This window comes from Bordetella pertussis 18323, from assembly GCF_000306945.1.
Classification (GTDB): Bacteria; Pseudomonadota; Gammaproteobacteria; order Burkholderiales; family Burkholderiaceae_B; genus Bordetella; species Bordetella pertussis.
The window spans coordinates 3849474-3863141 of the sequence record NC_018518.1; the positions used below are offsets into that span (position 1 = coordinate 3849474).

Sequence of the window (13668 nt, forward strand, 5' to 3'; positions counted from 1 at the left end):
CATGGGAAAGATCACTGGCTTTATGGAATTCCAGCGCCTGCAGGAGGCCGCCGAGGCCCCGCAGAAGCGCCTCAAGCACTGGCGCGAGTTCGTCCTGCACCTGAACGACGAACAGGCCAAGCAACAGGCGGCGCGCTGCATGGACTGCGGCATCCCGTTCTGCAGCAACGGCTGTCCGGTCAACAACATCATCCCCGACTGGAACGACCTGGTCTACCGGCAGGACTGGCGCCGCGCGCTGGACGTCCTGCACTCGACCAACAACTTCCCCGAATTCACCGGCCGCATCTGCCCCGCGCCGTGCGAGGCCGCCTGTACGCTGAACATCAACAGCGACGCCGTCGGCATCAAGTCGATCGAGCACGCCATCATCGACAAGGGCTGGGCCGAGGGCTGGGTGACGCCGCAGGTACCGGTGCGCAAGACCGGCAAGAAGGTTGCCGTGGTGGGCTCGGGCCCCGCCGGGCTGGCCTGCTCGCAGCAGCTGGCGCGCGCCGGCCATTCGGTCACCCTGTTCGAGAAAAGCGATCGCATCGGCGGGCTGCTGCGTTACGGCATTCCCGACTTCAAGCTGGAGAAGTCGCAGATCGACCGCCGCATCGCGCAGATGGAAGCCGAGGGCGTGGAATTCGCTCCCTCGACCTACATCGGCAACCCGGATGACGCCGCCGCCGATGGGCTGACGGTGCGTACGCCGCAGTCGCTGCTGGCGGACTTCGACGCCGTCGTCATGACCGGCGGCTCGGAAACCCCGCGCGACCTGCCGGTGCCGGGCCGCGAGCTGTCCGGCGTGTACTACGCCATGGACTTCCTGCGCCAGCAGAACAAGGCCGTCGCCGGCGATCGCCTGAGCGGCCAGACGCTGGCCAAGGACAAGCACGTGGTCGTGATCGGCGGCGGCGACACCGGGTCGGACTGCGTCGGAACCAGCAACCGCCACGGCGCGGCCTCGGTCACGCAATTCGAACTGCTGCCCCAGCCGCCCGAATGCGAGGACAAGCCCATGGTCTGGCCGTACTGGCCGCTCAAGCTGCGCACCTCGTCCTCGCACGATGAAGGCTGCGAGCGCGACTGGTCGGTGGCCACCAAGGCGTTGGCCGGCAGCGACGGCCAGGTCGAGAAGCTGGTCGGCGTGCGCGTCGAGTGGTTCAAGGACGAAGCCACCGGCCAGATGAAGATGCGCGAGATCGAAGACTCGGAATTCGAAATCCCGGCCGACCTCGTCCTGCTGGCCATGGGCTTTGTCTCGCCGGTGGCCACGGTGCTCGACGCGTTCGGCGTGGACCGCGACGCGCGTGGCAACGTGCGCGCCAACACCGACGATTACCGAACCAATGTTGACAAGGTGTTCGCCGCCGGCGACATGCGGCGCGGCCAGTCGCTGGTCGTCTGGGCCATACGCGAAGGGCGCCAGTGCGCGCGCTCGGTCGACGAGTACCTGATGGGCGCATCCGAGCTGCCGCGTTGAACGGGAGCCTGTCCCGGCGGGGTGCCTGTCCCGCGTGGGAGCGGCACCTGCGACAAGAGTGCCTGTCCCCGCGGGGACGGATACCGTCTTAGTACGTACGGCAGTGTGCCTGTCCCAGCGGGGACAGGCACACGCGCAGACGCCGGTCACCATGCGCGGACAGGTAGTCCGATCCCTTGACGTACCGCAAACAACCCGTGCGCGCGGTCCGGCCCGCTTGACCTGGGTCAAGCTGCCGGCGCGGCCGAACTGTCACGATTTCCACACACTCAACGCAGATGGAGATCGTGCATGTACACGCTTTACCGGCAGGGCCGCGCCACCCTTGGCGCCGCGCTGCTCGCCGCCGGCCTGCTGGCCGCGCCGGCCCGGGCCCACGAGGCCGGCGACTGGCTGCTCAAGGTCGGCGCCTCGCAGGTCCGCCCCAAATCGAACAACGGCAGCGTCCTGAACGGGTCGGTGGACCTCGACGCCAACAATAGTGTCCGGCCGTCGTTCACCGTCACCTACATGGCCACCCGCAACATCGGCATCGAACTGCTGGCGGCCTGGCCTTTCGAACACGATATCCGCGGCAGCGGCCTGGGCCGCATCGCCAGCACCAAGCAACTGCCGCCCACGCTCAGCGTGCAATGGCACTTCCTGCCGGACAGCACGGTGCAGCCGTATGTCGGCGTCGGCCTGAACTACACCACCTTCTTCGACACCAAGACCCACGGCGCGCTGGAGGGCTCGGACCTCAGGCTGGGCGATTCCTGGGGCCTGGCGGGACAGCTGGGGGTGGACGTCAAGCTGAACGAGCGCTGGTTCCTCAACGCGGACCTGCGCTACATCGACATTTCGTCCAAGGTCAAACTGGACGGCCAGCGCATCGGCACCGCCCGCATCGATCCGTGGGTCGCCACCGTGGCGGTGGGCTACCGCTTCTGAGGCGCCCGCCCCCCGGGCCGGCAGGGGCGCAAGGCATAATGCGGGATTCACGCGACCATGAAACCAACGAGGAGCCCGCGCATGAAATCCTTCCGCCCCCTCGCCGCGGCGCTGCTCGCCGCCGCCACGCTGGCCGCCGCCGGCCCGGCCCGCGCCCAGGCCGACAGCTGGCCGTCCAAGCCCATCACCCTGATCGTGCCGTACGCCCCGAGCGGATTCGCCGACACGCGCGTGCGCCTGCTGGCCCGCAAGCTGGGCGAATCGCTGCAGCAGAGCATCGTGGTCGAGAACAAGGCCGGCGCCGGCGGCGTCATCGGCACCAACCTGGTCGCCAAGGCCGCTCCCGACGGTTACACCATCGGCACCGGGAACCTGGCGCCGATGGCGGTCAACCCCACGCTCATGCCCGCCATCCCCTACGATGCGCAGAAAGACCTGGCCCCGGTCGTGCTGATCGAGAACAGCCCGCTGGTGCTCAGCGTGCACAACACGCTGCCGGTCAAGAACCTGCAGGACCTGATCGCGCTGGCCCGGCAGGAACCGGGCAAGCTGACCTTCGGCTCGTCCGGCGTGGGCGGCGCGCACCATCTGTCCGGCGAGATGTTCCGCGAGCAGGCCGGCATCGATATCGTCCATGTCCCCTATAAGGGCGGCAGCCTGGCGGCCACCGACCTGATGGGCGGCCACATCACCATGATGTTCGAAATGGGCTATTCGGCGCTGCCGTCCATCCAGAGCAAGAAAGTCCATCCCATCGCGGTCACCTCGCTCAAGCGGCTGGACGTCCTGCCGGATGTGCCCACCATGGCCGAATCCGGGCTGCCGGGCTTCGAGTCCTACAACTGGCAGGGCATCGTCGCACCGGCCGGCACGCCGGCTCCCATCATTGCCCGCTTGAACGCCGAGTTCAATAAGATCCTGAAAGATCCCGAGGTGGTGAAGGCAATTGCCGATACCGACAGTCAGGCAGGCGGAGGAACGCCTGAAGAATTTGGCGCTTTCATCAAGTCCGAGACGGAAAAATGGGCCAAGGTCATCAAGGCGGGCAATATCTCGCTGCAATGAAGGATGGATGCGTCCCTGATTATATTGACCCATAGGCGGACTTCACTTTCCCATTTGCGCACCAACGGCCGGCGACCATTGCGCTCGCGATACAATGGCCGTTTCGCCCGGCGCGGGCCGCCCGTGGGCGGCCCCCAACCTTTTACCGCTGCCTATGCCCGTTCATACCCGCAATAGCTCGGAACTCGCCCTGTCCCTGGAAGACGTGGCGCTCGGTTATGGCGACTTCACGGTACTGGACGGCATCTCCATGCAGGTGCACGCCGGGCAGGTCGTGGCGGTGATGGGCGGCTCCGGGTCCGGCAAGACGACGCTGCTGCGCGCGGCCACCGGCCAGATCGTCGCCCAGCGCGGCTCGGTCCAGGCCTTCGGCACCGATGTCGGCAGCGTCAGCCAGGACGGCCTGCAATCCCTGCGCAAGCGCATGGGCGTGCTGTTCCAGCAAGGGGCCCTGTTCACCGACCTCAACGTCTTCGAGAACGTCGCCTTCCCGCTGCGCGAGCACACCGCGCTGGACGAGGCGGAACTCACCGCGCGCGTGCTCGACAAGCTGGACGCGGTGGGCCTGCGCACCGCCGCCCACCTGCGGGTGGCCGAAATCTCCGGCGGCATGGCGCGCCGGGTGGCGCTGGCCCGCGCCGTGGTGCTGGAGCCCGAACTCATCCTGTACGACGAGCCGTTTGCCGGGCTGGATCCGATTTCCATGGGCATCACCGCGCGCCTGATCCGCAGCCTGGCCGACCGCCTCGGCTGCGCCACCGTGCTGATCACCCACGACGTGCAGGAATCCTTCGCGATCGCCGACCAGGTCTACCTGGTTGGGCAGGGCCGGCTGGCCGCGGCCGGCACGCCGCAGCAGCTCGCGGCCTCGCAAGACCCCTACGTCAAACAATTCCTGAACGGCGAGCCGGACGGGCCGGTGGCGTTCCAGTATCCGGAAACGCCGGCCTTCCGTGCCTGGCTCGCACAACAAGAAGGACGCAAGCCATGAGCGCGCACAAGGCGCTGAACGGCCTGGGCGGCTGGGTGCGCGGCCAGATCGGCGGCATCGGCTATTTCACGCGGTTCCTGGGCGCGCTGCTGGCGCGCAGCGGCATCGCCGTGCGCCGCCCCGGCCTGGTGTCGCAGCAGGTTCACTTCATCGGCAACTATTCGCTGCTGATCATCGCGGTCTCGGGCCTGTTCGTGGGCTTCGTGCTGGGCCTGCAGGGCTACTACACCCTCAACCGCTACGGTTCCGAAGAGGCGCTGGGCCTGCTGGTGGCGCTGTCGCTGGTCCGCGAGCTGGGGCCGGTGGTCACGGCGCTGCTGTTCGCCGGCCGCGCCGGCACCTCGCTGACGGCCGAAATCGGCCTCATGAAGGCCGGCGAGCAGCTCTCGGCCATGGAAGTCATGGCCGTGGACCCGATGCGCCGCGTGCTGGTGCCGCGCTTCTGGGGCGGCATCATCGCCATGCCGGTGCTGGCGGCGGTGTTTTCCATGGTCGGCATCCTGGGCGGCTGGATCGTCGGGGTGCTGATGATAGGCGTGGACGCCGGCGCCTTCTGGTCGCAGATGCAAAATGGCGTGGATGTGCTGGACGACGTGCTCAACGGCGTGATCAAGAGCCTCGTGTTCGGCGTGACCGTCACCCTGGTGGCGCTTTACGAAGGCTGGCAGGCCCGGCCGACGCCCGAAGGCGTGGGCCGCGCCACCACCCGCACGGTGGTGGTCGGCTCGCTGGCCGTCCTTGGACTGGACTTCATCCTCACCGCCCTGATGTTTGGCAATTGATACGGATTCATCATGTCACGAGAAAAAACCGATTTCTGGGTAGGGCTTTTCGTGCTGCTGGGCGCGGCCGCCTTGCTGTTCCTGGCGCTGCGCGCGGGCAACCTCAGCACCTTCTCCTTCGCGCCCACCTATCAGCTGACTGCCAATTTCGACAACATCGGCGGGCTGAAGGTGCGCGCGCCGGTCAAGAGCGCCGGCGTGGTGGTCGGACGGGTTTCCAGGATTGCCTTCGACGACAAAACCTTCCAGGCTGTTGTAACCTTTGACCTGGAAACCGCCTACCGATTCCCCACCGATTCGTCGGCCGCCATCCTGACCTCGGGCCTGCTGGGCGAGCAATATGTCGGCCTGGCGCCGGGCGGCGAGGAAGAGGATTTCGCCGAGGGCGGCAAGATCCGCTATACCCAGAGCGCCGTGGTATTGGAACAACTGATCAGCCAGTTCCTGTACGGTACCGCTGAGAAACAGGGCTCCAGCGCAGCGCCGGAAACGGGCGCGGAACCCAAACCTCAGCAATAATCGCTGACACAGACCCGCGGGCGCCGGCCTATCGCAGCCGGCGCCGCGCCCAGAACAACAACGGGCACCGTTGCGTTGCCCCCACAGGTTGACCTTGCCATGACGAAGCACTCTGCCGCTCGAATCGCCACCATCGCCGCCGCAGGCGTCCTGCTGGCCGGCTGCGCAGCGCCCAAGAATCCTGATCCGCGCGATCCCTGGGAAGGCTTCAACCGGGGCGTCTACAAGTTCAACGACACGGTCGACCGCGCGCTGTTCAAGCCGGTGGCCCAGGCCTATACCTTCGTCACCCCGCAGCCGGTGCGCAGCTGCGTGCACAATATGTTCAGCAACGTGGGCGACCTGTGGTCGGCCACCAACAGCTTCCTGCAAGGCCGCGGGCACGATTTCGTCAACACGATCGGCCGCTTCCTGTTCAATACCACCATGGGGATCGGCGGCTGCTTCGACGTCGCGTCGACCACCGGGGCGCGCAAGATCCCCAACGACTTCGGCGTGACGCTGGGCGTCTGGGGCTTCGGCCAGGGACCGTACCTGGTGCTGCCGATCTGGGGCGCCAGCAGCCTGCGCGACGGCGTCGGCCTGATCGGCGACTGGACCGGCAACCAGGGCGCGACCATCGGCGCGATCGACAACGTGCCGCTGCGCAACTCGCTGTGGGGCCTGGAGGCCGTCGACCTGCGCGCCAGCCTGCTCGATACCACCGACACCGTGGACCGCGTGGCGCTGGATCCCTACAGCTTCGTGCGCGACGCCTACCTGCAGCGCCGCGCCGCCATGGTGCGCGGCACCAAGACGGGCGACGACACGCTGCCCACCTATGAAGACGAGGGCGATGACGACGCGGCCCCCGCCGCGCCGGCCGCCCAGCCGGCCGCCCAGCCGCAGTAAGGCCGGCCACCGCCCGATTCGCAAGGAGATTTCATGCGTTTTTCCATCGTTTCGCTGCTGCATCGACTGTTCCTCGCCGGCGCCCTGGCCCTGGCCGCCGGCGCCCAGGCCGCGCCCGACCCCATGGGCCCGCCCGACAAGTTCGTGCTCGACGCGGCCACCCAGACCATCGACATCCTCAAGAGCGACCAGAACGTCAAGGCCGGCAACTTGGCGCACATCAACCAGGTCGTCGACGCGCATATCCTGCCGTTCGTGAATTTCCAGAAAACCACCCGCCTGGCGGCCGGCCGCTACTGGCGCCAGGCGACCGACACCCAGAAGGCCGAGCTGGCCAAGGCGTTTCGCGGCACCCTGGTGCGGACCTACAGCGGCGCGCTCACCAAGGTCGACAACGGCACCACCATCAAGCTGCTGCCGTTTCGCGGCGACCCCAACGCCGACGACGTCGTGGTCCGTTCGCTGATCAGCCAGAGCAACAGCCAGCCGGTACAGGTCGACTACCGCCTCGAGAAGACGCCGCAGGGCTGGCGCATCTACGACATGAACGTCGAGGGCATCTGGCTGATCGAGAACTATCGCAACCAGTTCGCCCAGCAGATCAACCAGAACGGGATCGACGGCCTGATCCAGGCGCTGAACCAGCGCAACCAGTAAGGCCGCGACGGCAAAACCCCGGCTGGCCAGGGACATTGCCCGGCAACGGCGAGGCCCCCTCTATAATGGGGAATTCGCTCTTTTTTCCGGGCACTTCCCGCTTTATGTCAGCCGTCAGCCTCGAACACGTCTCAAAAATCTACCAGCCGCGCCGGCGCGGCTGGAAGCAGCTTTTCGGCCAGCCGGCCGCCCCGGGCTTCCAGGCGCTCAACGATGTCAGCCTGCAGATCGAGCACGGCGAGTTCTTCGGCCTGCTCGGCCCCAACGGCGCCGGCAAGACCACCCTGATCTCGATCCTGGCCGGCCTGGCGCACGCCACCACCGGCCGCGCCAGCGTGTGCGGCTACGACGTCGTGGCCGACTACAAGACCGCCCGCCGGGCCCTGGGCGTGGTGCCGCAGGAGCTGGTCTACGACCCATTCTTCACCGTGCGCGAGACGCTGCGCATCCAGTCCGGCTATTTCGGCCTGCGCCGCAACGACGACTGGATCGACGAAATCCTGTTCAACCTGGGCCTGGCCGACAAGGCCGATACCAACATGCGCGCGCTGTCGGGCGGCATGAAGCGCCGCGTGCTGGTGGCGCAGGCCCTGGTGCACCGCCCCCCGGTCATCGTGCTGGACGAGCCGACCGCCGGCGTGGACGTGGACCTGCGCCGCACCCTGTGGGAGTTCATTTCGCGCCTGAACAAGGCCGGCCACACCATCATGCTGACCACGCACTACCTCGAAGAGGCCGAAGCGCTCTGTACGCGCATCGCCATGCTCAAAGGGGGACGCATTGTCGCCCTGGACACCACGCAGGCGCTGCTGGCGCGGGTCGGCGGCGTGGATCTCGAAGACGCGTTCGTGCGCATCATGCACCAGGACGACCCGGCCGAGCCGCGCGCCCTGAACCCGGAAGAGGCCGCATCGTGAGCCAGTCCGATACCTCCGCCGCCAGCCGCCCCCTGGTACAGCCGCGCCTGGACGCCGGCTCGGGCTTTCCGACCCTGCTGCGCAAGGAGCTGCTGCGTTTCTGGAAAGTCAGCTTCCAGACCATCGCCGCGCCGGTCATTACCGCCTTGCTGTACCTGCTGGTGTTCGCCCATGTGCTGGAAGGACGCCTGGTGGTCTATGGCAGCGTGCCGTACACCGCGTTCCTGATCCCCGGCCTCATGATGATGAGCATGCTGCAGAACGCCTTCGCCAACCCGTCCTCGTCGCTGATCCAGAGCCGCGCCACCGGCAACCTGGTGTTCATGCTGCTGCCGCCGCTGTCTCACCGCGAGATTTTCGCCGCCTACGTGCTGGCGGCGGTGGTTCGCGGCATGGCGGTCGGGCTGTGCGTGTGGATCGTGGCGCTGTTCTTCATCCCGCTGCCGCCGCAGAACCTGGCCTGGGTGCTGCTGTTCGCGATGCTGGCCTGCGGCATCATGGGCGTGCTGGGCCTGATCGCCGGGCTGTGGTCCGAGAAATTCGACCAGCTCGCCGCCTTTCAGAACTTCCTGATCATGCCCGCCACCTTCCTGTCCGGCGTGTTCTATTCCATTCACACCCTGCCGCCGTTCTGGCAGGCGGTGTCGCACTGGAACCCCATTTTCTACACGATCGACGGCTTCCGTTACGGCTTCTTCTCGGTGTCCGATGTGTCGCCATGGCATAGCCTAGCGGTCGTGGCCGGCGTCTTCGTCGTGTTGTCGCTCTACGCGCTGCGCCTGCTGGGCAGCGGCTACAAACTCAGGAACTGATGTCCATGCTTCCCACCCCCGAGCAGGTCCGCCAGTACATTGCCGACGGACTCCCGTGCGAACACCTCGACGTGCAGGGCGACGGCTCGCACTTCGACGCGGTGATCGTCAGCGCCGCCTTCGAGGGCAAGCGCCTGATCGCGCGCCACCAGCTGGTCTACGCCGCGCTGGGCGATCGCATGAAGGCGGAGATCCATGCGCTGTCGATGCGCACGCTGACCCCCGCCGAGTACGCCAAGGCAGGAAGCTGATGGACAAACTGCGCATCACCGGCGGCTCGCCCCTGCGTGGGGAAGTCACCGTCTCGGGCGCCAAGAACGCGGCCCTGCCCATCCTGTGCGCCAGCCTGCTCACCGCCGAGCCGCTCGTGCTGGGCAATGTGCCGCAACTGAACGACACCTCGACCACGCTGCGCCTGCTGGGCCGCATGGGCGTGCGCGCCGAACGCGCCGGCGACGGCACCGTCACCCTGCAGGCCGACCAGGTCGACAACCTGGAAGCGCCGTACGAGCTGGTCAAGACCATGCGCGCCTCGATCCTGGTGCTGGGCCCGCTGCTGGCCCGCTTCGGCCAGGCCCGCGTCAGCCTGCCGGGCGGCTGCGCGATCGGCCAGCGGCCGGTCGACCAGCACATCAAGGGGCTGGCGACGCTGGGCGCCGAGATCGAGATCGAGCACGGCTTCGTGGTGGCGCGCGCCACGCGCCTGAAGGGCGCCTCGATCCGCACCGACATGGTCACCGTCACCGGCACCGAGAACCTGCTGATGGCGGCGGTGCTGGCCGAAGGCCAGACCGTGCTGGAAAATGCCGCGCGCGAACCCGAAGTGGTCGACCTGGCCGAGCTGCTCATCAAGATGGGCGCGCGCATCCAGGGCCACGGCACCGACCGCATCGTCGTCGATGGCGTCGCGCGGCTGCACGGCGCGCGCCACGACGTCATTGCCGACCGCATCGAGGCCGGCACCTTCCTGTGCGCGGTAGGCGCGGCAGGCGGCGACATCACGCTGCGCGGCGCCGCGCCCGACACCATGGGCGCCACGCTGGACAAGCTGGTCGAGGCCGGCCTGACCATCGAAACCGGGCCGGACTGGATCCGCGGCGCCATGCACGGCCGCCCTCGCGCCGTCGGCGCGCGCACGCACGAGTATCCCGGTTTCGCCACCGACATGCAGGCCCAGCTGATGGCGCTGGACACGGTCGCCGACGGCACCGCCGTCATCGTCGAGAACATCTTCGAGAACCGCTACATGCATGTGCAGGAGCTGTGCCGCCTGGGCGCCGACATCGACATCGACGGCCATACCGCCGTCGTGCGCGGGGTCGCCCGGCTGTCCGGCGCCACCGTCATGGCCACCGACCTGCGCGCCTCGGCCAGCCTGGTGATCGCCGGCCTGGCCGCCGAGGGCGAGACCCTGGTCGACCGCATCTACCATCTCGATCGCGGTTACGATCGGATGGAAGTCAAACTGCGCGCCCTGGGCGCGAGCATTCAACGCGTAACTGGCAAGGAAACGGCATGAACCCCGCCGCCGCCCCCCTGACGCTGGCCCTGTCCAAGGGCCGCATCTTCGAAGAAACCATGCCGCTGCTGGCCGAAGCCGGCATCGAGGTCCCCGAGAACCCGGAAAGCTCGCGCAAGCTGATCCTGCCGACCAGCGACCCGGGCCTGCGCCTGATCATCGTGCGTGCCTCCGACGTGCCTACGTACGTGCAGTACGGGGCGGCCGACCTGGGCATCGCCGGCAAGGACGTGCTGATCGAGCACGCCGCCCAGCAATCGGGGCGCCTGTACCAGCCCATCGACCTGAACATCGCCAAATGCCGCCTGTGCGTGGCGGTGCGCCAGGACTTCGACTACCAGGCGGCCGTGCACCAGGGCGCGCGCCTGCGCGTGGCCACCAAGTACGTGCAGTCGGCGCGCGAGCACTTCGCCGCCAAGGGCGTGCACGTCGACATCATCAAGCTGTATGGCTCGATGGAGCTGGCCCCGCTGGTCGGCCTGGCCGACGCCATCGTCGACCTGGTCTCGACCGGCGGCACGCTGCGCGCCAACGGCCTGGCGGCGGTCGAGGACGTCATGCCGATCTCCTCGCGCCTGATCGTCAACCAGGCCGCGCTCAAGACGCGCGGCGCGCGCCTGCAGCCGCTCATCGACGCCTTCCGGCGCGCCAGCGAACGCATCGCCTGAACCCCGCCGCCCGCGCCGGCGGGCGGCCTTCCTTGCAGTACCATGACGCCATGGCCTTGATCAATCGTCTCGACTCCCGCGATCCCGGGTTCAAAACCGCCCTGTCCCAATTGCTGGCCTTCGAGGCCGAGCAGGACGAATCCATCGACCAGGCCGCCGCCGGCATCCTGGCCGACGTGCGCCGCCGCGGCGACGCCGCGCTGCTCGAATACACCCAGCGCTTCGACCGCCTGGCCGTCGACGACGCCACGGCCCTGGAAATCCCCCAGGCCGATTGGCATGCGGCGCTGGATTCGCTGCCGGCCGCCCAGCGCCAGGCGCTGGAAGCCGCCGCCGCGCGCGTGCGCGCCTATCACGAGCGCCAGCGCGGCGAGACCTGGACCTACACCGAGGCCGACGGCACCATGCTGGGCCAGCAGATCACGGCGCTGGACCGCGTCGGCCTGTACGTGCCCGGCGGCAAGGCCGCCTATCCGTCGTCGGTGCTGATGAACGCCATTCCGGCCAAGGTTGCCGGCGTGCCCGAGCTGATCATGGTCACGCCCACGCCGGACGGCGTGCGCAACCCCATCGTGCTGGCCGCCGCCGCCATCGCCGGCGTCGACCGCGCCTTCGCCATCGGCGGCGCCCAGGCCGTCGGCGCGCTGGCCTACGGCACCGCCACGGTGCCGGCGGTCGACAAGATCGTCGGCCCGGGCAACGCCTATGTCGCCGCCGCCAAGCGGCGCGTCTTCGGCACCGTCGGCATCGACATGATCGCCGGCCCGAGCGAAATCCTGGTGATCTGCGACGGCAAGACACCGGCCGACTGGATCGCCATGGACCTGTTCTCGCAGGCCGAGCACGACGAACTGGCCCAGTCCATCCTGCTCTGTCCCGACGCCGCCTTCCTGGCCGAGGTCGAGGCCGCCATCGAACGCCTGCTGCCGGGCATGCCGCGCGCCGACATCCTGCGCGTCAGCCTGGCCAACCGCGGCGCGCTCATCCTGGTGCGCGACCTCGAAGAGGCCTGCGCCATCGCCAACGACATCGCCCCCGAACACCTGGAGATCTCCACCGAGCAGCCGCAGCGCTGGACCGCCCTGATCCGCCACGCGGGCGCGATCTTCATGGGCCGCTACAGCTCGGAGGCGCTGGGCGACTACTGCGCCGGCCCCAACCACGTCCTGCCGACCTCGCGCACGGCGCGCTTCTCGTCGCCGCTGGGCGTGTACGACTTCCAGAAGCGCTCCAGCCTGATCCAGGTCTCGCGCGAGGGCGCCCAGACGCTGGGGCGCATCGCCGCCGAACTGGCCCTGGGCGAAGGCCTGCAGGCCCACGCCGCCAGCGCCCAGTACCGGCTCGACCAGCCATGACCGGCGTCGCGGCGCCCGAGCGCATCGCCCGCGCCGTGCGGGCCGACATCCGGGCGCTGACCGCTTATCCGGTGGCCGATGCCGCCGGCTGTATCAAGCTGGACGCGATGGAATGCCCGTACGAGCTGCCCGCCGAGGTGCGCGACGATATCGCCCGGGCCGCCCGCGAGACGCCGCTCAACCGCTATCCGGCCGCCGCCAACCCGGCGCTGCAGGCCCAGGTGCGCCAGGCGTTCGAGGTACCGGCCCAGGCAGGCCTGCTGTTCGGCAACGGCTCGGACGAACTCATCCACCTGATCATCCAGGCCTGTTGCGAGCCCGGCGACACGGTGCTGTCGCCCTGGCCTTCTTTCGTGTATTTCGACATGGCGGCGCGCCTGTCGCACGCCCGTTTCGTCGGCGTGCCGCTGACCGCCGGGCTGGAGCTGGACCTGCCGGCCACCCTGGCCGCCATCGAGGCGCACCAGCCCAAGGTCGTGTTCCTGGCGCTGCCCAACAATCCCACCGGCGACCTGTGGCCCGACGCGGCGGTGCGCGCCATCCTGGACGCCGCCCCCGGCCTGGTGGTGCTGGACGAGGCCTACCAGCCGTTCGCGGGGCACACCTGGATGCCGCGCATCATGGACGAGCCCAACGCCGTCGTGATGCGCACCGTATCCAAGATCGGCCTGGCCGGCCTGCGTTTCGGCTACCTGGCCGGCCATCCGGCGTGGATCGCCGAATTCGACAAAGTGCGTCCCCCCTACAACATGGACGTGCTCAGCCAGGCGGTGCTGGCGGCAGTATTGCGCCACAAGCCGGTACTCGACGCGCAGGCCGACCGCCTGCGCGCCGACCGCCAGCCGCTGGCCGACGGCCTGGCCGCATTGCCCGGCGTCACCGTGTTTCCGAGCACCGGCAACTTCGTACTTGCGCGCTTTTGCGGCAAGCTGGACGGCAACGCCGTGCATCTTGCGCCGAAAACGCGCAAAATACTGGTTAGAAACTTCTCGAATGCTCACCCGCTGCTGGCCGACTGCCTGCGTATCTCCGTAGGCACGCCTACCGAGAACGCGGCGGTCCTGTCAGCGCTGCAAGACATCCTGAGTGCTTAA

The 13668-nt window shown here is 68.2% G+C and carries 15 protein-coding genes; all 15 read left to right on the forward strand.

Translation table 11 applies throughout. From position 1 onward, the window contains the following. Position 1: 1 nt before the first annotated feature. The 15 genes from BN118_RS18255 (at position 2) to hisC (ending at position 13668) form a co-directional block, all read left to right on the forward strand. Positions 2-1468, forward strand: a complete 1467-nt coding sequence (locus BN118_RS18255; protein WP_010931634.1) for a glutamate synthase subunit beta — start codon at positions 2-4, stop codon at positions 1466-1468. A 291-nt stretch (positions 1469-1759) separates the two neighbouring features. Next, positions 1760-2398, forward strand: coding sequence for an OmpW/AlkL family protein (locus BN118_RS18260; RefSeq protein WP_003815769.1), 639 nt, complete (start codon positions 1760-1762; stop codon positions 2396-2398). Between the two features lie 81 nt (positions 2399-2479). Then, positions 2480-3463: a Bug family tripartite tricarboxylate transporter substrate binding protein gene (locus tag BN118_RS18265; protein ID WP_010931635.1), complete on the forward strand. Its 984-nt coding sequence runs from the start codon at positions 2480-2482 to the stop codon at positions 3461-3463. A gap of 154 nt (positions 3464-3617) precedes the next feature. Then, complete coding sequence (locus BN118_RS18270; RefSeq protein ID WP_010931636.1) at positions 3618-4454, forward strand: ABC transporter ATP-binding protein; 837 nt, start codon at positions 3618-3620, stop codon at positions 4452-4454. After that, on the forward strand, positions 4451-5236 hold the full coding sequence (mlaE, locus tag BN118_RS18275) for a lipid asymmetry maintenance ABC transporter permease subunit MlaE (RefSeq protein ID WP_010931637.1): 786 nt from the start codon (positions 4451-4453) through the stop codon (positions 5234-5236). Before BN118_RS18270 ends, mlaE begins: the two co-directional genes overlap by 4 nt. Positions 5237-5248: 12 nt before the next feature. Continuing rightward, positions 5249-5755, forward strand: coding sequence for an outer membrane lipid asymmetry maintenance protein MlaD (mlaD, locus tag BN118_RS18280; protein WP_003815777.1), 507 nt, complete (start codon positions 5249-5251; stop codon positions 5753-5755). A 99-nt stretch (positions 5756-5854) separates the two neighbouring features. Continuing rightward, positions 5855-6646, forward strand: a complete 792-nt coding sequence (locus tag BN118_RS18285) for an MlaA family lipoprotein (RefSeq protein ID WP_010931638.1) — start codon at positions 5855-5857, stop codon at positions 6644-6646. Between the two features lie 33 nt (positions 6647-6679). Then, positions 6680-7303: an MlaC/ttg2D family ABC transporter substrate-binding protein gene (locus tag BN118_RS18290; RefSeq protein ID WP_003815780.1), complete on the forward strand. Its 624-nt coding sequence runs from the start codon at positions 6680-6682 to the stop codon at positions 7301-7303. 104 nt (positions 7304-7407) lie between these two features. After that, the gene (locus BN118_RS18295) at positions 7408-8220 is read left to right on the forward strand and encodes an ABC transporter ATP-binding protein (RefSeq protein ID WP_033446832.1); all 813 of its coding nucleotides are present in this window, start codon (positions 7408-7410) and stop codon (positions 8218-8220) included. After that, positions 8217-9032: an ABC transporter permease gene (locus BN118_RS18300; protein ID WP_010931639.1), complete on the forward strand. Its 816-nt coding sequence runs from the start codon at positions 8217-8219 to the stop codon at positions 9030-9032. Before BN118_RS18295 ends, BN118_RS18300 begins: the two co-directional genes overlap by 4 nt. A 5-nt stretch (positions 9033-9037) precedes the next feature. Next, a complete protein-coding gene (locus BN118_RS18305; protein WP_023853613.1) occupies positions 9038-9283 on the forward strand; it encodes a BolA family protein in 246 nt (81 codons plus the stop codon). Then, entirely contained in the window at positions 9283-10551 is a 1269-nt protein-coding gene (murA, locus tag BN118_RS18310) for a UDP-N-acetylglucosamine 1-carboxyvinyltransferase (RefSeq protein ID WP_014906110.1), read from the forward strand. The genes BN118_RS18305 and murA overlap by 1 nt, the downstream gene beginning before the upstream one ends. Further along, positions 10548-11219 (forward strand): ATP phosphoribosyltransferase, encoded by a 672-nt coding sequence (gene hisG, locus BN118_RS18315; RefSeq protein ID WP_010931640.1) that lies wholly within the window; start codon positions 10548-10550, stop codon positions 11217-11219. The genes murA and hisG overlap by 4 nt, the downstream gene beginning before the upstream one ends. Before the next feature lie 50 nt (positions 11220-11269). After that, positions 11270-12574 (forward strand): histidinol dehydrogenase, encoded by a 1305-nt coding sequence (hisD, locus tag BN118_RS18320; RefSeq protein WP_010931641.1) that lies wholly within the window; start codon positions 11270-11272, stop codon positions 12572-12574. Further along, positions 12571-13668 carry a histidinol-phosphate transaminase gene (gene hisC, locus BN118_RS18325; protein ID WP_014906111.1) on the forward strand — a complete coding sequence of 366 codons (1098 nt, stop codon included), beginning with the start codon at positions 12571-12573 and terminating at the stop codon, positions 13666-13668. Before hisD ends, hisC begins: the two co-directional genes overlap by 4 nt.

Coding starts and splice junctions, on each gene's coding strand:
- BN118_RS18255 (WP_010931634.1), top strand. CDS start 2: ATGGGAAAGATCACTGGCTTTATGGAATTCCAGCGCCTGCAGGAGGCC.
- BN118_RS18305 (WP_023853613.1), top strand. CDS start 9,038: ATGCTTCCCACCCCCGAGCAGGTCCGCCAGTACATTGCCGACGGACTC.
- hisD (WP_010931641.1), top strand. CDS start 11,270: ATGGCCTTGATCAATCGTCTCGACTCCCGCGATCCCGGGTTCAAAACC.
- BN118_RS18260 (WP_003815769.1), top strand. CDS start 1,760: ATGTACACGCTTTACCGGCAGGGCCGCGCCACCCTTGGCGCCGCGCTG.
- BN118_RS18295 (WP_033446832.1), top strand. CDS start 7,408: ATGTCAGCCGTCAGCCTCGAACACGTCTCAAAAATCTACCAGCCGCGC.
- hisG (WP_010931640.1), top strand. CDS start 10,548: ATGAACCCCGCCGCCGCCCCCCTGACGCTGGCCCTGTCCAAGGGCCGC.
- hisC (WP_014906111.1), top strand. CDS start 12,571: ATGACCGGCGTCGCGGCGCCCGAGCGCATCGCCCGCGCCGTGCGGGCC.
- BN118_RS18285 (WP_010931638.1), top strand. CDS start 5,855: ATGACGAAGCACTCTGCCGCTCGAATCGCCACCATCGCCGCCGCAGGC.
- murA (WP_014906110.1), top strand. CDS start 9,283: ATGGACAAACTGCGCATCACCGGCGGCTCGCCCCTGCGTGGGGAAGTC.
- mlaE (WP_010931637.1), top strand. CDS start 4,451: ATGAGCGCGCACAAGGCGCTGAACGGCCTGGGCGGCTGGGTGCGCGGC.
- BN118_RS18270 (WP_010931636.1), top strand. CDS start 3,618: ATGCCCGTTCATACCCGCAATAGCTCGGAACTCGCCCTGTCCCTGGAA.
- mlaD (WP_003815777.1), top strand. CDS start 5,249: ATGTCACGAGAAAAAACCGATTTCTGGGTAGGGCTTTTCGTGCTGCTG.
- BN118_RS18290 (WP_003815780.1), top strand. CDS start 6,680: ATGCGTTTTTCCATCGTTTCGCTGCTGCATCGACTGTTCCTCGCCGGC.
- BN118_RS18265 (WP_010931635.1), top strand. CDS start 2,480: ATGAAATCCTTCCGCCCCCTCGCCGCGGCGCTGCTCGCCGCCGCCACG.